Here is a 19,785-nt window from a genome sequence, read left to right as displayed (position 1 = left end):
TGGGGTGTTTTTGGACGTATTGCCTTAGGGGGAGAGGCGTGATTGCGTTACAATCTTTATGTTTTGTGGTTCGACCGGCGCGGGGGACGTGCGGGTCGAATTGAGATGCTGCGAAGGAGAGGAGCCCTGCGCTATGTACAAAATCCTCGATAAGACGCAGTTCTCGGAGAAGGTATTCAAGTTCCGCATTGAGGCACCCAAGATGGCCAAGCATTGCAAGGCTGGTCAATTCCTGATGGTGCGTGCAAACGAGACGGGCGAGCGCGTGCCTTTCACTTTTGCGGATTGGGATGCCGACGAGGGCTGGGTTGAGTTCATCTTCATGGTAATTGGCAAGACTACCATGATGCTTTCGACGTATCAGGTTGGTGACTTTATTCAGGATGTCACTGGTCCTTTGGGTCGACCCAGCGAGTTTGAGGATGGTGTTTGGACGGTTATTGGTGGTGGCGTTGGCTTGGCTATCGCATTCCCGATTACCCGTCAGCTAGTCAAGACTGGTCATGAGGTTCATGCCATCATGGGTGCTCGTACCAAGGATTTGCTGTTGCTCGAGCCTCAGTTCCGTGAGATTCTTGACGACGAGCACATCCATATCACCACCGATGACGGCTCCTATGGTGAGCAGGGCGTTGTCACTGCACCGCTTGAGCGCCTTTTGCAGGCTGGTCAGACCGACCACGTCTTTTGCGTAGGCCCCGTGCCGATGATGAAATTCTCTGCTATGACTGCCGAGAAGTACAACACGCCGATTATCGCTTCTTTGAATCCCATTATGGTTGATGGCACTGGTATGTGCGGTTGCTGTCGTGTTGAGGTTGGTGGCGAGACCAAGTTTGCTTGTGTCGATGGCCCCGACTTTGATGCAACCAAGGTTGACTGGAATGACCTGCGTGCACGTCAGGCTGCATACCGCACCGAAGAGGGTCAGGCCATGAAGGCCTATGAGGAGGCGAACTGCGCATGCCAGAAGTAAAGGGTCGTTATATCCCCGATATGAAGACGCCGCGTGTTCCTGCTAATGAGGAACCAGCGCTTGAGCGCGCTCGCGACTTCCGTCCTGTTGACAAGGGCTACACCGAGGAGATGGCTGTCACCGAGGCTAATCGTTGTCTCGACTGCAAGCGTCCATTCTGTGTTGAGGGCTGCCCCGTCAACATCAATATCCCTAAATTCATCGAAGCCATTCGTGAGCGCGACTTTGGTCGTGGTCTGGATGTCATTCGCGAAGACTCCATGCTGCCTGCTATCTGCGGTCGTGTCTGCCCACAAGAGAGTCAGTGCGAGGGCAAGTGCATTCGTGGCAAGAAGGGCGAGCCTGTAGCAATTGGTCAGCTCGAGCGCTTCTTGGGTGACCGTCCTGAGCTTGCTTCCGCTCCTGTCAAGAAGCCTGCAAATGGTAAGAAGGTTGCCATTATTGGTTGTGGTCCTTCTGGTATTACCTGCGCTGGCGAGCTTGCTCGTGAGGGCTTTGATGTCACCGTGTTTGAGGCCTTCTTTACCGGCGGCGGCGTTTTGGTTTACGGCATTCCTGAGTTCCGTCTTCCCAAGGCAGTTGTCAAGCGCGAGATTGATGGTCTCGAAGAGCTTGGTGTCAAGTTCGAGTACAACTCAGTTGTCGGTCGTATCACCGATGCTCAGGAACTCTTTAACCAGGGCTTTGACGCTCTTTACATTGCACTTGGTGCAGGTCTGCCCAAGTTCCTGAATGTTCCTGGCGAGAACCTGCCTAATGTCTTCTTTGCAAACGAGTACCTCACCCGTGTCAACCTCATGAAGGCAAGTCAGTTCCCCGAGTACGACACTCCTACCAAGCACGGTAAGCATGTCGTGGTCTTTGGTGGCGGCAATGTTGCTATGGACTCTGTCCGTACTGCTTTGCGTCTGGGTGCTGATGAGGTTACCCTGTGTTATCGTCGTACCGAGGCTGAGATGCCCGCGCGTCGTGCTGAGGTGCTCCATGCCAAGGCTGAGGGTGTCAAGATTCATGAGCTGGTCTCGCCGCTGGAGTTTATCGCTGGTGAGGACGGCGCTGTTTGTGGTGTCAAGGTGCAAAACATGCAGCTTGGCGAGCCCGATGAGTCTGGCCGTCGTCGTCCCGAGCCTATCGAGGGCGACACCGAGGTTATCCCCTGCGATGTTGCAGTGTCCGCAATTGGCACTAACGCTAACCCCTTTGCCGAGATGATTGGTGATTACGACCTCAACAAGTGGGGTTATATTGCTGCCGACGAGGATGGCCGTACTTCCGATCCTCGTATCTGGGCTGGTGGCGACGTTGTAACTGGTGCTGCTACGGTTATTCTGGCAATGGGTGCTGGCAAGAAGGCCGCCGCAAGTATGACCAAAGCTCTGCTTGGCGAGTAAAGCTTTAAGTTATTTATCTAAGCAGGTCATATGGGGCTCGCAGATGCGGGTCCCGTTTTTTATAGCTGACCAACTTGGTTCCCTGCATTTTTTGCAGAAAAACTGCTGAGGTAAAACCAATCTAGTCCTGCTTATCCTTTGACCAGTCCTCATAAACGTTGCAACCTCAGGTTGCAACGCTTCCTTTTTACCTGCACTTTTTCATAAATAAGCAGGTAGATAGGTATGAAAAATATTCGTTGCAAGCTGAGGTTGCAACGAATACAAAGAGGGATTTGCAATAAAAAGCTCCAGCCTGAGACTGGAGCAGAGTAGAGGTAGAGATTAGAGAAGCAGAGCTAGTTTGCCTCAGGCAAAGCAAAAGCAGCGCAAATTGCATCTAGCAGCATGACAGCAAAGGTCTGAGAGTCGCCTGCAGTAAAACTGCCGTCATATCCTAAATTGAGCGGCAACTCAATGCGAAGCACCTGTGGCTCATTGTGTTTATGTGTGACATCCAAAGCAACGCGGATACGCATTGGCAGTGCATCTACATCATCCATCGTTACATTTTGGATGGGCGAGTCAGTTGGTAGTGGTGTTGTGGCCACAATAAAGAGCACATCAATATCTGAGCGTGCGTCCTCAGGGGTGTTGATGAGTTCGAGACCACTCTCTTCGGTTGTAGCAGAAGCGAGGTTCCATACGCGCCCTGCAATACTACGAGAAATGGGGTCTTCGCCAGTAATCTGTAGGCTCATTGATTCCAGTACATCTGCTGCGCGAGCAAAGCCCATGCCGCCCATGGGATGCGGGCCAGAAGCAGGCTTGCCACCCCACACATGATGTAGGCGGTCAATGGCATCGAAGGTATCCTGGAAGCACATACCATCGGCTAGTGCCCCCTGGCTTTCTTGGAATTGTTTTACTGCAGACTCGGTATAGGCACCGTAGTATCCGTCAGCCTCCCCGCAAGAAAAGCCCAAGATATTAAGGCGTGTTTGCAATGTGCGCACATCGGAGCCGTGGAACTTAGGCAATCTTAGATAAAGTGTGCGATCGCCTAACTGATAGCCTTCATCTACCAAAGCAGACCATGTTTCGGTGTCAACGCAGCCATCCAGCGTTAGCCCCTGCGCGAGGCGAAAACGACCTACGGCCGTTGCGGTAGAAGGACCAAAACGACGAGCCTCGAGTTCGGCTGCATCAATTTGTTGACCGGTAGCAACTAGGCGCTCCTGGATATCCTCCACGGCAGCGCCAGTTGCGCCCTCGCGAATGGGTTCCATTTATGCACTCCGTTCAATAAAGAAATCTGCCATAGAAAGCAGGGTGGCACGTGCTTCTCTAGCAAACAGAGCACCATCCAGCTTGAGTTTTGCGGTAGCAATCAGGCGAGTAGCTTCCTGCTGTACGTAGCTAATCGAACCCGCTTCCTGCATGAGCTCGACTGCATATTTGAGTTTAGCAGCATCGGCCGTATGAGTCTTAAGAATTTGCAGTAGTTCTGCATGCTTCTCTTCAGAAAGATGTGTAAGTGCATGAACAACTGCAAGCGTGCGTTTCCCCTCAGTGATATCACTGCGGAAGTCTTTGCCCTGTGCTGCAGCGTTTCCTATGAGGTTAAGTAAATCATCGGTTAGCTGGAATGCGAGTCCTGCCGCCAAGCCAAATTCTCTTAGAGCTTTTACTTGAGCAGGACTGCCTCCACCGCAGATGGCACCTACTGCCAAGGGTACAGCTCCTGAGTAATACGCAGTCTTATGTTGCGCCATGTATAGATAATCTTCGGGCGTAACATCCCAGCGCTCATCACGTACCCAACCCAGGTCAAGCGCCTGCCCCTCGACGGTCATGCGCTCCATACGTACAATTTCGCTGATAGCACGCAAAGTTACCGTGTCGGGCAGACTGCTGTGAGCAAGCATATCGCTTATAACTTCTACTAATGCGAGGTCTCCCACGTTTATTGCAATTCCGACGCCTTCACTTACATGCACGCAGGGTTCACCCCGCCGGGTTTCTCCCTGATCGGCAATATCATCGTGAATCAGTGCAGCACTCTGAAAATTTTCAATTGCGCAGGCAAAGGGCATTGCCCGCGTGGCATCTCCCCATACTGCCTCACAGCCGAGCAGACAGAGTGCAGGACGTGTCCTTTTGCCTCCACGTGCGGTAAATTCTGCGAGCGGCCCATAGAGATAACGCTCTAAGTCATCATGCTGGCTACCAGCAGCTGCATGTGGCGCATGCGTCGCAAGGTAGTCTTCGATGACAGGCAGGCTCCGACGTAAATATGCAACAAAACGACCAGGTTCAGGCTGTACACCCGCTGCATGAGAAGTCACGTTTCGCCTGCTTTCTTGTTGTCGTAAATACTTCGTTTTGAGTTTGGAATTCAATTTTAGCGTATGCATGCTGTGCGCTGCGAGAGCTGACGGCCACACTGTTTGCGGCTGTCATAGGGGAGTAGTTACTCCTCACCTTCAGACTCATAGCCATTGGGATTGTTGCTCTGCCAATTCCAGCTATCGCGACACATATCATCGAGGTTGTATTTTGCCTTCCAACCCATCTCTCGCTCTGCTTTACTGCAATCTGCATAGTTGGCAACAACATCGCCTGCGCGACGGGGACCAATCTTGTAAGGCAGCTCCTTTCCACAAGCGCGCGAGAAGGCGTGCACCACATCCAACACAGAAGAACCCTTACCAGTGCCGAGGTTAAAAATCTCAACACCTGTGCGACCATTCATCCAAGCAAGGGCCGCCACATGACCTGAAGCAAGATCCATCACATGGATATAGTCGCGGACGCCAGTGCCGTCGGGCGTGGGATAGTCATCGCCCCACACACGGACATATTCGCGTTTGCCCACGGCAACTTGTGCGACATACGGTACAAGGTTGTTGGGAATACCTTTGGGATCTTCGCCCATAAGACCTGAGGGATGTGCGCCGATGGGATTGAAGTAGCGAAGCAAAACGACATCCCACTCGGGATCTGCCACATGCAAATCGGTTAGGATTTGTTCGATCATCCACTTGGTCCAGCCATAAGGATTGGTGGCAGGTTTCTTGGGACTGTTTTCGGTTAGCGGCAGCGTGTCGGGTTCACCATAGACGGTAGCTGAGCTGGAAAAAATTATGGACTTGCAGCCGTGATCACGCATGACCTCAACGAGGTTAAGTGTATTACCTAGATTATTCTTGTAGTATTCGATGGGTTTTTCGACGGACTCACCTACGGCTTTGTAGCCCGCAAAGTGAATAACACGGTCAATTTGATTGTCTGTAAAGATGGTATCCATGGCCTTGCGGCTATTCACATCGGCCTCGTAGAAGGTCAGGCGGCTGGCTGCTTCGTCGCCCACAATCTCATCAATGCGGTCGATAACAATATCAGAGGCATTGGAAAGATCATCGACAACAATAACCTCATAGCCTTGCTGTAATAATTCGACTACGGTGTGGCTGCCAATGAAGCCTGCGCCGCCTGTAACGAGTACGCACGTATCCTTGGGATCCTTCTTCTGGCCCATGTCTGCTCCTTAATTAGATAAGAGTGAAACCAAGCTAGAAAGAGTATACATGCGCTTGATGTTGGTAACGTGGGGAGCTGTGATGGACATTTTACCGATAAGTAGAACAACCAAAGTTTACTTATTAGGTATTTATACCTGCTGACCTGCTACCATAGCGAAGTATCAAAGCTTAAATGATGGAGGAGTGACGTGAATCAGCGTATGGAACCAGATTACTCTCGCGGTAACAGCTCTCGAAGCTCAAATAACCGCAGAGCTCATACGCCGCGCCGCAGTGTCCGTGAAGCTGAAGAACTCCGTCGTGCTCGTCGCAATGTTCGTCAACAAGAGCATCGAGGTCTGTTTGGGCACACTGATGCGGGGCGCTCTGAGCATGCAGCGCAAGCAAAACAAGCGGCTCGCGACTTGCACAGAGAAGAAAGGCTGAGTGCTCGTCAAACGAGAGGTGCCGCCACACCTGCCATGTCCAATAGTGCTACTCCATACAGCGGAGGGCGTAATGCTGCTTCACGCAATAAAGGGCGGCGTATTGATGCGCTCGATGGCCTGCGTGCGATTTGCGCACTAGCTGTTATTGCATATCACATGGGTATTAAGTGGATGTCGGGTGGCTTGCTGGGTGTTACGATTCTCTTTGTGCTTTCGGGTTATCTGGCAACCGACAGCGTGATGAGTGAATTTGCTCGTAACAAGGGACGTTTTGATATCAAAGCTTATTTCCTGCGTCGTGTTCGCAGGTTGATGCCGCAAGCAATACTTTGCATAGTAGTGACGGTGGCGCTTTGTACGCTGTTTAACCACATTTTGCTGACCAAAATGCGACCCGATGTTATTCCGTCTTTGCTGATGGTGCTTAATTGGTCAAAAATTTTGACTAAGGTTTCTTATTTTGCAGCTGCGGGCGCTCCTTCGCCATTGACGCATTATTGGTCGTTGGCCATTGAGTGGCAGTTCTTCTTGGTGTGGCCACCGCTTTTGTATCTTTTGATGCGTTGCCATGTGCCCAAACGCCATATTCGTATTGGCTTGCTTGTATTGGCAGCTATTTCTACTGCGCTGATGGCCTTTCTCTATACGCCTGGAGCAGATCCTTCACGTGCGTACTATGGTACCGATACGCGCGCAATGAGCCTGCTTTTGGGTTGCTGGCTTGCTTTCAAGTTGCCACTCCGGCAGACCGCAGCAGTGGTTGCTGAGGGTAAAAATCGCCAGATTGCCGAGGCGGCAGGAGCTCTGTCTATCGCGGCACTGCTTGTCATGTTGGTGTTTACTGAAGGATATACGTCGTTTTCTTATTATGGCGGCGTTGCGCTTGCATCTGTGGTGAGTGTTATTGCCATTGCCGCCCTGCTTCCTTCGGGAACTATCATCTCCAAATTGCTATCTCTGCCACCTTTTGTGTGGCTGGGTCAGCGCTCTTATGCTCTTTACCTCTGGCATTACCCCATAGTTCTACTCTTCTCAAATTTCAATTCGACCTCAGGTACGCCCTGGTGGTCATATGTGTTGCAGCTGGCGCTTACGTTACTGGCGGCTGATTTGACCTACCGTTTTGTCGAGCAGCCTTTGAGCAAAAAAGGTACGCTTACTACAACGATTGCAAACTTTTTTGACGAATTGCGTGAGCGCGGAGCTGCGTTGGCGTTCAAGCAGCGCGTGCTGATAATTGTGCCAGCGACGTTGACGTTGTTGATTGCAGTGTTTGGTTTGGCGTTGGTGCCTGCTGCTGATGCGGCAGGTGGCAAGCCTGGAGAAGATCACGTAGCGGCTGCTTCTCTGCGTACTCCCACTGCTGATGGCGTTTACGATGTTGTGCTTGTAGGCGATTCTGTGCCATTGGATGCCTATGACAAGCTTGCAGAAGTTTTCCCCAAAGGGCTGATTGATTGCAAGATTTCTCGCCAGATGGACGCGGGTATCAAGGTGCTTAAAGGCTATATCGACCAAGGTGTTGTGGGCGATACCGTGGTGAGCTGTCTTGGTTCTAACGGCGCACTTAAGGAAGCAGAGCTTGATCAGCTGCTTGAACTTGTTGGTGATAGGCGTACGCTCTGGTTGGTCAACAATCGCATGAAAGATAATTGGCAGGACGCTAACAATCAGCTGATTAGCAAGTTTGCTGAAGCTCATGACAATGTGAATGTTATTGACTGGTATGACCACAGCAAGGGCCATGACAATTGGGTTTGGCAAGATGGTGAGCATGTTACACCCGAGGGTGCAGCAGCGTACGCGCAGCTCATTAAGAAGTCGATGAATTATGAGACGCCTACCAAGGAAAATACAACCTATTCGACTCTGGTGGTTGGCGACACCGTAGCCTTGGATGCCACTGATGAGCTAGCGGCTGCTTTCCCACAGGGTGCAATTGACTGTGCCGAGGGTCGCAGCTCCAAGTCTACGCATGAGACAATTGCAAGCTATCTCAAGAAAAAGGTTGTGGGACCCAATGTTGTAATTGCTATTGGCGCTGAGTCTGTCTTGGTGAAAAGTGACCTTGAGAACACGATTGATGAGTTGGGTTCTGATTGCAAGATTTGGTTGGTGAGTGTTCGTTCGACAGGCCCTTGGCAGGATGGTAACAACAAGCTGTTAAAGGAGTTGGCTGACTCTCACAACAACGTGAAACTTATTGACTGGTACAAGGCGAGTGCAGGCCACGATGAGTACTTTGCAGGTGACGGTGCTAATCTCAGTAAAAAGGGTGCTAAGGCATACGCAAAGCTCGTGAGTGATGCGGTTGGTGATACGGTAGAGGCTGATAAAAACGATGTGTCGAGCGGTGATGCTGCCCATACAGACCTAGATGATTCAACAGCAGGTGATGTGGTAGCAGGGACGCAGAAGTCTTAGGATTCTCTAAGCTTCCAGCCTGTTTCCGTGGAAAGCTCATCAAGAAAACCAATCATAAGCTGGTGTCGCGTTGTAGCAATGCGGTGTGCTGCTTCCGTGTTGAGCTCATCTTTGAGCAGGAGTAATTTGTCGTAAAAATGGTCAACAGAAGCCTGCAGACTGCGATTATGCTTGCCCCCATATGCAAAGGTTCTTGCGATACCGATAGCGCCAAGCGCATCTAATCGGTCTGCATCTTGTACGATTTTACCCTCGAGAGTTGCAGGCTTCTTGCCACGGTTTTGACTGAAAGAAACCGATTTAATGGTGCAGCAGACTTGCTGGATCAGTGTGGGGCCTAGCCGCTGTGTAGCGAGGAATGCGCGCGCATTATCGCAATCGCTGCTTTGAAAAAGCTTGTGATCATCACAGTCATGGAGCAAAGCAGCGAGTGCTACGACAAAAAGTTTACACTCGGCTTCTTCGGCTGCAATCTGCAGTGCATTGTTATATACGCGTAGGCTATGAGCGCTATCATGCCCGTCCACATTGTTAGAAAAGAGTTGGTCAATATAAAATTTTGTATTTTCAACTACAAGTTCTTCTTGTGGAGAGAGTGTCATGTGATTTCCTTTGGGGTTTAGAACATGATGCAATATTCATTGCGCTTTATTGTAGAAGCTGACAGATCAAAAAGACTGGTCAAAATGTGCTCACATAAAAGAGGACTGGAATATTGATAACTATAAATATGGAGTCAGGTCTACTATCTTTTTATTAACCGTTTACCGAAATAAACAGTACGCATGCGGATATTACGCCATATACGGGTTACCATGTTGATACGCATGGAAAGAAACATTTTTTACGCGTAACCATTCTTTCCCAATTGTTTGCGGGCATGATTACAGAGTAGTGAAGGCTTAATATGTTCAAGAACATAACAAAGCAAAACGCCTTGCTCCTATGTATCACTGCTGTGGCTTCAATAGTTATTACTTTTCTTGTAATGATGTTTATAGGGAAAGGTGTGGTGCTTAACTACATCGCCACGGGTGCACTCGAGGGGTATTCCTTGAAGGGGACATATGCTGTTGGAACAGAAATAGATAACTCTATTTATTTTGAAACTAAAGAAGACAGTCGCATCGTCACATGGGGTGCACGGACTCCTGACACCGACTATGTGACGGGGACTGCGGAGCAAACTGATGACCCAAATATTTATGTATTGCTTGATGAAAAAGGCAGCTTTTATGCTTTAGCTCACCTAGCTTATGAAAGGAATAACACTGGCAAGTTATATGTCAGCTACGATGGCAAAAACTTCGAGCCTTATGAAAAAATTTCTAATATACGCGTGACATATACAGCAGAACCCTAATGGCCCGTAATCTTTACCTCGCTTAGTTTTTCGATTGTGGCGAGGTATGCGTCAAAATCAGGCATGCTTTATGTTCTACGAATCAAAAAAGCAGGGACGAAACACTCTTCGCCCCTGCTTTTGTCTGCTATAACAACACTTTGTTTAACTGAAGTACTCGACACCACCTTCAAAAATAGGTTGGAAGTGATTGCCAGGGACGTTTTGGAAATTGCCCGCAGTCCAGCGTTCAGTATGTCCCATTTTGCCAAAGATGCGGCCGTCAGGGCTGGTAATGCCTTCGATTGCCATAACAGAGCCATTGGGATTCACGTTTAGACTCATGCTTGGTGTGCCCTGCTCGTCTACGTACTGAGTTGCAATCTGGCCGGATGCTATCATCTGAGTAAGCAGTTCATCGTTTGCCACAAAACGGCCTTCACCATGACTAATAGCAATGGTATGTATATCGCCAACCCCGCAGCGTGAAAGCCAAGGCGAAAGATTAGAAGCAACGCGTGTGCGTACGAGCCTACTTTGATGACGGCCGATGTTGTTGAAGGTCAACGTGGGGCAACTCTCGTCCATTGGACGGATATCGCCGTAGGGCACAAGGCCCAGCTTAACCAGTGCCTGGAAGCCATTGCAAATACCTAGCATCAAGCCATCACGTGCCTGCAGCAAGTCGCGTACTGCCTCGGTAACCTCAGGCGCACGGAAAAATGCAGTGATAAATTTTGCAGAACCGTCTGGCTCATCGCCGCCACTAAAGCCACCGGGGATCATGATAATTTGGCTTGCCTTGATTTGGCGTACCAACTCGGCGGTACTTTCGGAAACGGCCTGAGGTGTGAGGTTGTTGATAATAAGCGTACTCACCTCAGCACCTGCACGTTCAAAGGCATAAGCAGAGTCATATTCACAGTTGTTGCCAGGGAAAACAGGGATGATGACGCGAGGTTTAGCGAGCTTAAGCTTGGGAGTTGGACGGCTGATATTCTTGTTGGCAATGTCAAAGCTTATGGTCTCGACCTGCTCACCTGCACCGCGATAGGGGAAGACGGGCTCCATATGGGACTCCCAAGCTTCCTGTAAGCCAGAAAGATCAATCTGCTCATCTTCGCAGCTCAAGAGATAGTCGGCGGAGCTAACACCTAGGCGAATGGCGTTGACGTTCTCAGGCAGTTCGGGCAAGCATGCACCCTCTGCCAGTTCAAGTACAAAGCTGCCATAAGCAAGCTCAAAGAGGCTGTCTGAGCTGATGGTCTCGTCGAGAGTCAGACCAATTTGATTGCCCACGCACATCTTGAAAAGAGCCTCAGCCAAACACCCATAGCCAGGAGTCGCTGCGGCACTCACGGCTTTATCGCCGATGAGTTTCTGAATATAATCAAGCATTGCAAGCAGTGACTTGGCTTCGGGCATAATGCCATCAGATAAATAATTTGGTTTGATAAGCCATAGTTCGGATCCAGCATGTTTGAGTTCAGGGCTGGTAATGCGGTCAATCGAGCCTACTGCTGTTGCAAACGAGACGAGTGTGGGCGGTACATCAAGATTCTCAAAGGAGCCAGACATGGAATCCTTGCCGCCGATAGCGCCCACTTCAAGTTCAACTTGCGCCTTGAGCGCGCCCAGCAGAGCAGCTAGAGGCTTGCCCCAGCGCTCGGGTACATCGCGCAGCCGTTCAAAATACTCTTGGAAAGTCAGGTATGTGTCCTGGCGATTGAGGCCGGCAGCAACAAGACGTGACAATGACTCAACTACAGAAATATATGCACCAGCAAATTGATTGACTTCCATCAGATATGGATTAAATCCCCAGGCCATACCACTAACTGTAGTGGTTTCACCATCAACAGGTAGCTTTGCCACCATAGCCATTGGAGGTGTGAGCTGGGTTTTGCCACCAAAAGGCATGAGTACAGTTGCAGCACCGATGGTGGAGTCAAAGCGCTCGGAAAGTCCCTTGTTGGAAGCAATATTCTCGTCGGTAACCAAAGAGACGAGACGCTCGCTCAGGCTATCCCCCTGCCAAGACGGATGATAGCTGCTCTGCTTTTCTACGTGGACATCCTGATGTTTTGGCGCACCATTAGAGCCTAGGAACTCACGACTCACATCAACGATGGTCTTTCCTTGCCACATCATGCGTAGGCGCGGCTCTGCAGTGACTTTAGCTACGACCGTTGCTTCGAGATTTTCCTCGCGCGCATAGCCCATAAACTCATCAACATCAGCAGGATCCAATGCAACTGCCATACGCTCCTGAGATTCACTGATAGCAAGCTCGGTGCCATCAAGACCTTCGTACTTCTTGGGAACAGCATCTAGATTGACTGCCAATCCATCGGCCAGCTCGCCAATTGCAACAGAAACGCCACCTGCACCAAAGTCATTGCAACGCTTGATAAGTTTGCAGGCGTCTTCGCGGCGGAAAAGTCGTTGGAGCTTACGTTCGATAGGAGCATTGCCTTTTTGAACTTCAGCGCCGTCCTTCTCTAGTGACTCGACATTGTGAGCCTTGGAAGAGCCGGTAGCTCCGCCAATACCATCGCGGCCTGTACGGCCACCAAGCAAAACAATTTGATCCCCTGGAGCAGGGACTTCGCGACGAACATGGCTTGCAGGGGTGGCTGCTACAACAGCACCAATTTCCATGCGTTTTGCCACATATCCGGGGTGATAAAGTTCGCTGACCTGACCTGTCGCAAGACCAATTTGGTTGCCATAAGAAGAATATCCTGCGGCTGCAGTCGTCACAAGCTTGCGTTGAGGAAGTTTGCCTTCCAGTGTATCCGCAACGGGTACCAAGGGGTCACCAGCACCGGTAACGCGCATGGCTTGATAAACGTAGCTACGGCCAGAAAGAGGATCGCGGATTGCACCGCCGATGCAGGTGGCGGCACCGCCAAATGGTTCTATTTCGGTGGGATGGTTGTGCGTTTCGTTTTTAAAGAGATAGAGCCAGTCCTCATCGTGACCATTAACATCAACCTTGCATTTGACCGTGCAGGCATTGATTTCCTCAGATTTGTCCAAACGTGTCAAAATACCTCGGTGCACAAGGGCCATGGCACCAATCGTGCCAATATCCATCAGGCACAAGGGTTTTTCCTCGCGACCAAGCTCACGGCGTAGTTCTAGGTAGTGCTCATACTCAGCGCGAACATCCTCATCATCAATGCTTATATTTTCGAGCTTGGTGCCAAAGGTGGTGTGGCGGCAGTGATCCGACCAGTAGGTGTCAATAACACGCACCTCTGTAATGGTGGGATTGCGCTGCTCACTGCGGAAGTAGTTTTGCAAAAACTCAATATCAGCTTGATCCATTGCTAGGCCATGGCTGGTGCGAAATTCCGCCAGCTCATCGCTGCCCAGAGCGTTGAAACCATCTAAAATCTCAACCGCGTCAGGTGTCACAATATGCTGTTTGAGTGTCTTGCGAGGTTCAAGAGAAGCTTCGCGTGCTTCGACTGGATTGATGACATAGTGCTTGATGGCATCCACGTCTGCGTCAGTTAAATCACCAGTGAGTACGTAAACCTTGGCCGAACGTACCTCAGGACGTTCACCCTGACTAATGAGCTGTATACACTCGCTTGCACTTGTTGCGCGCATGTCAAATTGACCCGGCAAAAACTCGGTTGCAAAAACGTACGCATCTTTAGGTAAAGTGGGTAATTCAGATGTGACATTGTCACTTTGAGGTTCGGAAAATACCGTAGGTATGCACTGCTTGAATAGAGCCGTATCAATATCTTCGACGTCGTAACGGTTAAAAAGGCGCAAATTGTCGAGATGTGCGATGCCCAGAATTTCTTGAAGTTCGTGAGCGAGCTGACGAGCTTCGATATCAAAACCGGGCTTCTTCTCCACGAAAACGCGCGAGACCATAGGGACCTGCCTTCCAAAATGGGGATGCTTAGGTTGGGTTTCGTGCCAGGCTCTATGATAGCGCGACCGTTAGATTTTGAGGTCTGTCTCGTTGTGACTCATGACATCAAATCGGTTAATGCGCGAGAGGATTTGTTCGAGGTCAAGAGTGCCCCAGAGAAAGGCATGGGTAGATTGTCCATAAATAAGCAAGCTGCGGTAGCCACTGCCCAAATAACTGCGCAACCAACGCATTCGCTGGATCTCGTCATAGCGGATTTTCTTTGTGCTACCAAAAAATGGAGTTACATTGAGTGAGTCTGCAAAGGTTGTCACACGATAGCGACGGATGCCGAGCCACATAATAAAAGCCACCACTAAAAAAGAAGCAAAAAAAGTGTAGACCGAAATAGCATCTGCAGTAAAAACGCCTACCGAGCAGAGCCAGCCGGCAACGAGGCCCAATACACCGACAAATGTCATCATCAACATGAGCGTAGAGGAAATTGAGCGAGGCACGAGATAGGTATCGTGATGGCTGTGGTGGCGCTCGGAGATGCCAGAATCGCCAATCCACTCAATCAAAACTGACAGTAGAGGCACCAAGCCGATAACTATGACTAGTGCAAACGTGCCCATCGCCAATCCTCCAAAGGCGAATGCCATCACCGCGATGAGGTGAGGCATATGCAATAGGGGGCGCAAAATGCCAGTTCATCGGCGGCGTGCTGCTTATCCACTAAAGAAGGGGAAAGCAACAAAACTTTTATCGTCAGAAAGTAGGTTATCAATTTAGCGACAAAATTTTTGTTGACGCACAAGGTGTGCGGTATCAGTTTCACGGTACGCGGTGCAGCGGTAGCTATTCTTCTGTTAGCGGTGCAAAATACCACGTATTTTGGTTGAAATACCTGCGCGGGGCGTTGATCCGCTGGGGATTCCTCGTAGGGTGCTGCCATGTGCGATAGCCATCAATGCCAGCAGGGCTACCGCAATGAGGAGAAATTCTGTTGGCATGTGGGCAATGGCTACAAGAGCAAGCCAGCAGGTACAAATTGCGATGGCGCCCACACAGAGATAGCCCGACAGGATTACGACAAGTAGACCAAAGAGGCAGGAGTCAATGCCCAGCAGAGGAGAGGCAAGAATGATGGCAGAGCAGGTGGTGGTGACACCTTTGCCTCCGCGAAAGTGATGCCAGATAGGGTAGTTGTGACCGAGCGTAGTGCCAAGACCCGCCCACATTCCTGCAAGCAGAGCAACATTAGGAAAGAGTGCACGAGCGATGAGCCATGCTGCGATAGTTTTTGCGATATCACCCGCGAGGACAAGTAGTGCGGCACCTTTACCAAGCTCATGTCCTATGTTTGCCATGCCGGGGTTGCCTACTCCCAGCTCAAAGGCACTTTTGTGAGCAAAAGCGTAAGAGACGATGTCTGCGGTGAGAAAGCAGCCAAGGAAATAACCAATGAGCAGACTAGTGATGCGCATTTCCATGGGGCTCCCCTCGAGATTATTGTTCTTCGAAATGGTTGTAGCTTTCAGAATAGCTTTTTTCTAGGACAGTATTGGTGACGCGTGCAAGGAGATGTGAATAAAATTTCACGATTTTGGATTGCCGTTTGACAGAGGCGGAGCTAATGCGTATCTTTATATATCGCGCTAAGGCGCATCCAGATATTGCGGGGTGGAGCAGTCTGGTAGCTCGCCGGGCTCATAACCCGGAGGTCGTTGGTTCAAATCCGGCCCCCGCGACCAAAATCAAGGCCCTGACCTGTGAAGACAGGTCAGGGTTTTCTTTTGACCGACATCTGACCGCCAACCCGACCGACATTTTACCGCCAAAAATTTTTCGCGGGTGGCCAAAAACGCCGCGAAAACGGGCCTCTGGTTGCGGTGTGGCGCAAGCGGTAGTTATTAACATGCGCCCTGGCGCAAATATGGTTGCGGCAGAAAGAAACCTCTTTTGCGCCCTGGTGCAAGCAACGAGGGTCGAATTTGCGCTCTGGCGCAACCGTTCTGAACTTATCTTTGAATTTTTATAAAAACCAACTGGCCCTATATCGCGGCCGACCACCTGGAGGCATCTTCTCGCAGTGGCGTATATGAACATCGGGCCATCGAAACTGCTCGCAGCATTCGGGGAATTTATAACGGGCCGATTGCGAGCAGACCGAGTGTGGTGGTAAAGGCCATCCTTAAAGCGGTAAACGCGCGCAGACCGAAAACTCGCTATCTTGTAGGAGCCGGGGCACACGCTGGTGTTTTCTGGCACTCGGTGCTTCCCACGCGGGTATTTGATTTCATTATCAAGCGTATGATGTAGCACATAAAAGCAGTACCTGCGATAGCACCCTGCCTACATGGTATCGTGATATTTACAGGAACTTCGACTTTGGTTGGGGTTCCTCTTTATGGTCAGTGATGGCGGCTTGTGATGGGAGTTTGTGATGGCCGATTCCAAAGAAGTCAGAATTGCCCTGCTTACCGGATATCTCGGTGCAGGAAAAACAACCATTTTGAATCATATCCTTTCCAATACCCAAGGTATTCGCGCTGCCGTTATCGTGAATGACATTGGTGAGATTAACGTGGATGCCAGCTTGATCCGAGACGGTGGATATGCAAAAGAGGGCGATGTCATCCCGCTGACAAATGGCTGTCTTTGCTGCACACTTTCAAATGACCTTGCCTTGCAGCTTGGCGATTTGGCCGATACCGGGGAGTTTGATTACATCATTATCGAGGCATCCGGCATTTGTGAGCCTATCCCCATCACCTACAACATCTCGGCATTCTGCAATCAGAGTCAGCACTCCTCCAAGCACTCTCACGTAAGCCTTGACAATATCATTGCCGTGGTCGATTGCGCGCGCATGTACGACGAGTTCAACGGCGGAAAAGCTCTTCTCGCCAGCGATATAGAAGAAGACGATATTGAGAGCCTTTTGATTCAGCAGATTGAGTTTTGCTCGACGCTGGTTTTGAATAAGACCGATCTGGTGACTGCGGAACAGTTGACGGAGCTTAAGGCTCTGGTGCGCGGGCTGCAAAGAGATGCGGTCATCGTTGAGGCTCAGAATGGCAACATTCCTCTCACCGAGCTTATCAACACCGGCCGTTTTGACTTTGATAAGGCTTATGCGTCGGCTGCGTGGATGGATGCAATGGAGCATCCGGAAGAGCATGAAGATCCCGAGGTGCTGGAATACGAGATTACAACTTTTGTGTACAAGCGTCGTAAGCCCTTTAACCTTAGGAAACTGAATGAGTTCGTGTCCGGATGGCCCAAGAGCATCATTCGTGTGAAGGGGTCGCTGTGGGTGGCGCAAGATCCCGATATGAGCTATGTGTTTGAACAGGCCGGTAAGCAGGTGCAATTTTACGAGAATGGTCTCTTTTATGATTCTATGCCGCCTGAGGCCTGTGAAACATTGCTTGACGAGAAGCCCGAGCTGCGCGAAGACTGGGATCCCAAACTGGGGGATCGTCAAACAAAGCTCTGCTTCATCGGTCGGCACATGGACCATGAAGAGCTTAAAGCCGGTCTGGATGCGTGCCTCACCGAGTATGTCCCCGAGGCCTAGGCGATACGTAGGCGTAGTCGGACACAATCAATCGTTTTCGGTAGATAGATCCTGATAGACACCGCGCTTTACCAACTGCCCGACAAAATCCGTTGCAGGTTTATGGAAGATTTCGTGAGGTGTTCCATATTGCTGAATCTCTCCTGCATTCATGACCAGCACTTTTGTACCCAACTTGAGTGCTTCGGAAATATCATGAGTGACAAAGAGGATGGTAATGTTCGTTTCGTTATGGATACGCTTGATTTCTTCTTGGAGCTGATCGCGGGTAATCTCGTCAACCGCGCCAAAAGGCTCGTCCATAAGCAGAATGTCTGGCGACGCCGCAAGAGAGCGGGCAATACCTACGCGTTGTGCCTGACCTCCGGAGAGTTCGGCAGGATAGTGATCTTTAAGCTCTTCGTCAAGACCTACGATTTGCATCCATTTGGTAACGGCATCTTTGGTTCGCTTGGTATCCTTTTTATTAAGGAGATTGGGCACATAAGCAATATTTTGCTCAACGGTCATGTGTGGGAACAAAACACTGCCTTGGATGGCGTAGCCGATGTTTCTCCTAAGCTCAATGAGGTTCTTCTCGCGAATGTCTTCTCCATTAACAAGAACGTTTCCGCTGGTGGGCGTAGTAAGGCCATTGACCATTTTAAGAAGCGTTGTCTTACCGCAACCCGAAGATCCAATAAACGTGACAAATTCACCTTGCTCAATCGTAAGGGAAAGATCACTGATGATGATTTTCTCGCCATAGGCTTTGTGAATGTGTTTGAATTCGATTGCAGTTGCCATGGGTATTACCTCCTACACGAGACCCTTGGACACAAGGTATTCATGGGCCACGTCTTTGGGTTCCCTGCCGTTGGTTTCAACTTCGTAATTCATACGGGCCATGTCCTCGTTGGTGATGGTGTTGGTAAGGCTTTCGAGAAGATCCTTGAGCTCAGGATGTTTTTGCAAGACCTCGCTTCGCACTACATTACCTGCCTGATATGAGGCAAAGAAGTGGCGATCATCTTTTAGAATGACAACATTGGCAGTATTGAGTTTACCGTCAGTAGTAAAGACTATCATGGCGTCGATCTTTCCCTGGCTCATGGCTTCATATTTAAGACCGATGTCTAAATCAACGGTCTTTTTGAAGGTCATTCCATATGCTGTGCAAAGGGCGGTATATCCATCTTCGCGTTCAAAGAAGTCATATTCACCGCCAAAGGTAAGTCGGTCTGAGACGCGTGCAAGATCGGAATAGGTCTGCAGGTTATATTTTTGGGCTATGTCTTTCCTGACGGCAAGGCCAAAGGTGTTCTCAAATCCGTACATACCTAGCCAGTCCATATTGTATTTTTGCTGGTATTCGCTCTGAAGTTGTGAGAACTTGTCGTTGGAATAGAAATCGGTATTTTTTAGGACTAGGTTCCATCCAGTGCCCGTATATTCCGGATAGATGTCGAACGAGCCCTTCTCCATTCCGGGCTGAATGTTTGAAGTGCCGCCACCGACTCCCTGCGTAAGATTTACTTTGAGGTTCGTTTTGTGTTCGATGAGTTCTTTGAGTGCCTCGCCAAGTATGTATTGTTCAGTCATTGGTTTGGTTGCAATACTGATAATTTCTTTCTGACCAAAAGGTAAAAAGAGCGTAACAGCAGCGATGACAGCAAGGACAATACCTATAATACCTGCAATTTTATTATGCTCGTGAGTCTCGGCGCTTCTGAGCTTCATGCGCTTTTCGATACATCCAAGCAAAAAATCTACGGTTAAGGCGAGAAAGGCAATAAGGAGGCTGCCGTCCATGGTCATGGCTGAGTTATTGGTGGTAATGCCGCGATAAATGGCAACGCCCAAGCCTCCCGCGCCGATGAAGGATGCAATGCCGCCAAGAGCAATGGTCATGACGGTCATACTGCGAATGCCTGACATAATAACGGGAAGTGCCAGAGGAATTTTGATTTTGACAAGCGTTTGCAGGGTGGTACTGCCCATACCTTCAGCAGCTTCAACGAGCAGCGGATCAATATTGGTAAGTCCGGTATGCGTATTGATAACCATGGGAAGCAGTCCATAAACCGTTAGGGCAATGACGGCGGTGACGTTGCCGATTCCTGAGAACGGGATCAAAAAACCAAGCATGGAGATGGACGGGATGGTGTAGAGAAAGTTAATGACGGCAAGCGTGAGCTTTGCAGTTCTTTGAAAGTGGCTTATGAGAATGCCGGTTATACCACCTACGATGATGGCAA

The 19,785-nt window shown here is 49.9% G+C and carries 14 protein-coding genes and 1 tRNA gene; 6 read left to right on the top strand and 9 right to left on the bottom strand.

All coding sequences use genetic code 11. From position 1 onward, the window contains the following. Positions 1-133: 133 nt before the first annotated feature. Both ACO5JD_RS07055 and gltA read left to right on the top strand, forming a co-directional pair. Positions 134-976 carry a sulfide/dihydroorotate dehydrogenase-like FAD/NAD-binding protein gene (locus ACO5JD_RS07055; protein WP_484988723.1) on the top strand — a complete coding sequence of 281 codons (843 nt, stop codon included), beginning with the start codon at positions 134-136 and terminating at the stop codon, positions 974-976. Continuing rightward, complete coding sequence (gene gltA / locus ACO5JD_RS07050; RefSeq protein WP_484988721.1) at positions 964-2,367, top strand: NADPH-dependent glutamate synthase; 1,404 nt, start codon at positions 964-966, stop codon at positions 2,365-2,367. Before ACO5JD_RS07055 ends, gltA begins: the two co-directional genes overlap by 13 nt. A gap of 338 nt (positions 2,368-2,705) precedes the next feature. Here gltA and ACO5JD_RS07045 read toward each other — a convergent pair whose 3' ends face one another. The 3 genes from ACO5JD_RS07045 to galE all read right to left on the bottom strand — a co-directional run bounded on the left by ACO5JD_RS07045 (position 2,706) and on the right by galE (position 5,887). Next, positions 2,706-3,635, bottom strand: coding sequence for a peptidoglycan-binding domain-containing protein (locus tag ACO5JD_RS07045; RefSeq protein ID WP_484988719.1), 930 nt, complete (start codon positions 3,633-3,635; stop codon positions 2,706-2,708). Then, complete coding sequence (locus ACO5JD_RS07040; RefSeq protein ID WP_484988717.1) at positions 3,636-4,694, bottom strand: polyprenyl synthetase family protein; 1,059 nt, start codon at positions 4,692-4,694, stop codon at positions 3,636-3,638. Positions 4,695-4,819: 125 nt separating this feature from the next. Further along, positions 4,820-5,887 carry a UDP-glucose 4-epimerase GalE gene (galE, locus tag ACO5JD_RS07035; protein ID WP_484988715.1) on the bottom strand — a complete coding sequence of 356 codons (1,068 nt, stop codon included), beginning with the start codon at positions 5,885-5,887 and terminating at the stop codon, positions 4,820-4,822. Between the two features lie 192 nt (positions 5,888-6,079). Between galE and ACO5JD_RS07030 the strand changes: the two genes are divergently transcribed. Further along, positions 6,080-8,743 carry an acyltransferase family protein gene (locus ACO5JD_RS07030; RefSeq protein ID WP_484988713.1) on the top strand — a complete coding sequence of 888 codons (2,664 nt, stop codon included), beginning with the start codon at positions 6,080-6,082 and terminating at the stop codon, positions 8,741-8,743. On the opposite strand, the gene ACO5JD_RS07025 is transcribed toward ACO5JD_RS07030, so the two are convergent. Continuing rightward, entirely contained in the window at positions 8,740-9,345 is a 606-nt protein-coding gene (locus ACO5JD_RS07025; protein ID WP_021626631.1) for an HD domain-containing protein, read from the bottom strand. The genes ACO5JD_RS07030 and ACO5JD_RS07025 overlap by 4 nt on opposite strands. 305 nt (positions 9,346-9,650) lie before the next feature. Here ACO5JD_RS07025 and ACO5JD_RS07020 point away from each other — a divergent pair, with 305 nt between their 5' ends. Next, the gene (locus tag ACO5JD_RS07020; RefSeq protein ID WP_484988711.1) at positions 9,651-10,106 is read left to right on the top strand and encodes a hypothetical protein; all 456 of its coding nucleotides are present in this window, start codon (positions 9,651-9,653) and stop codon (positions 10,104-10,106) included. Positions 10,107-10,250: 144 nt separating this feature from the next. Here ACO5JD_RS07020 and ACO5JD_RS07015 read toward each other — a convergent pair whose 3' ends face one another. The 3 genes from ACO5JD_RS07015 to ACO5JD_RS07005 all read right to left on the bottom strand — a co-directional run bounded on the left by ACO5JD_RS07015 (position 10,251) and on the right by ACO5JD_RS07005 (position 15,458). Continuing rightward, positions 10,251-13,982 (bottom strand): phosphoribosylformylglycinamidine synthase, encoded by a 3,732-nt coding sequence (locus ACO5JD_RS07015; protein ID WP_484988709.1) that lies wholly within the window; start codon positions 13,980-13,982, stop codon positions 10,251-10,253. Positions 13,983-14,051: 69 nt separating this feature from the next. Further along, a complete protein-coding gene (locus ACO5JD_RS07010; protein ID WP_021626634.1) occupies positions 14,052-14,648 on the bottom strand; it encodes a hypothetical protein in 597 nt (198 codons plus the stop codon). Between the two features lie 186 nt (positions 14,649-14,834). Continuing rightward, positions 14,835-15,458 (bottom strand): glycerol-3-phosphate acyltransferase, encoded by a 624-nt coding sequence (locus ACO5JD_RS07005; protein ID WP_021626635.1) that lies wholly within the window; start codon positions 15,456-15,458, stop codon positions 14,835-14,837. Between the two features lie 184 nt (positions 15,459-15,642). Here ACO5JD_RS07005 and ACO5JD_RS07000 point away from each other — a divergent pair. Continuing rightward, positions 15,643-15,719 (top strand) — tRNA-Met (locus tag ACO5JD_RS07000). A gap of 692 nt (positions 15,720-16,411) precedes the next feature. Further along, the gene (locus ACO5JD_RS06995; protein ID WP_484988707.1) at positions 16,412-17,548 is read left to right on the top strand and encodes a CobW family GTP-binding protein; all 1,137 of its coding nucleotides are present in this window, start codon (positions 16,412-16,414) and stop codon (positions 17,546-17,548) included. 27 nt (positions 17,549-17,575) lie between these two features. Here ACO5JD_RS06995 and ACO5JD_RS06990 read toward each other — a convergent pair whose 3' ends face one another. Both ACO5JD_RS06990 and ACO5JD_RS06985 read right to left on the bottom strand, forming a co-directional pair. Next, on the bottom strand, positions 17,576-18,334 hold the full coding sequence (locus ACO5JD_RS06990; protein WP_484988705.1) for an ABC transporter ATP-binding protein: 759 nt from the start codon (positions 18,332-18,334) through the stop codon (positions 17,576-17,578). Between the two features lie 12 nt (positions 18,335-18,346). Then, the coding region (locus ACO5JD_RS06985) for an ABC transporter permease/substrate-binding protein (protein WP_484988703.1) at positions 18,347-19,785 on the bottom strand (1,439 nt) is incomplete at its 5' end.

It is taken from the genome of Olegusella sp. (assembly GCF_057238325.1).
This window is presented reverse-complemented; position numbering and strand designations above follow the sequence as displayed.

What these genes read in the sequence shown, in the direction of transcription:
- ACO5JD_RS07045 (WP_484988719.1), bottom strand. Translation starts at nt 3,635, where the DNA reads ATGGAACCCATTCGCGAGGGCGCAACTGGCGCTGCCGTGGAGGATATC.
- gltA (WP_484988721.1), top strand. Translation starts at nt 964, where the DNA reads ATGCCAGAAGTAAAGGGTCGTTATATCCCCGATATGAAGACGCCGCGT.
- galE (WP_484988715.1), bottom strand. Translation starts at nt 5,887, where the DNA reads ATGGGCCAGAAGAAGGATCCCAAGGATACGTGCGTACTCGTTACAGGC.
- ACO5JD_RS06990 (WP_484988705.1), bottom strand. Translation starts at nt 18,334, where the DNA reads ATGGCAACTGCAATCGAATTCAAACACATTCACAAAGCCTATGGCGAG.
- ACO5JD_RS06995 (WP_484988707.1), top strand. Translation starts at nt 16,412, where the DNA reads ATGGCCGATTCCAAAGAAGTCAGAATTGCCCTGCTTACCGGATATCTC.
- ACO5JD_RS07010 (WP_021626634.1), bottom strand. Translation starts at nt 14,648, where the DNA reads ATGCCTCACCTCATCGCGGTGATGGCATTCGCCTTTGGAGGATTGGCG.
- ACO5JD_RS07025 (WP_021626631.1), bottom strand. Translation starts at nt 9,345, where the DNA reads ATGACACTCTCTCCACAAGAAGAACTTGTAGTTGAAAATACAAAATTT.
- ACO5JD_RS07020 (WP_484988711.1), top strand. Translation starts at nt 9,651, where the DNA reads ATGTTCAAGAACATAACAAAGCAAAACGCCTTGCTCCTATGTATCACT.
- ACO5JD_RS07005 (WP_021626635.1), bottom strand. Translation starts at nt 15,458, where the DNA reads ATGGAAATGCGCATCACTAGTCTGCTCATTGGTTATTTCCTTGGCTGC.
- ACO5JD_RS07015 (WP_484988709.1), bottom strand. Translation starts at nt 13,982, where the DNA reads ATGGTCTCGCGCGTTTTCGTGGAGAAGAAGCCCGGTTTTGATATCGAA.
- ACO5JD_RS07055 (WP_484988723.1), top strand. Translation starts at nt 134, where the DNA reads ATGTACAAAATCCTCGATAAGACGCAGTTCTCGGAGAAGGTATTCAAG.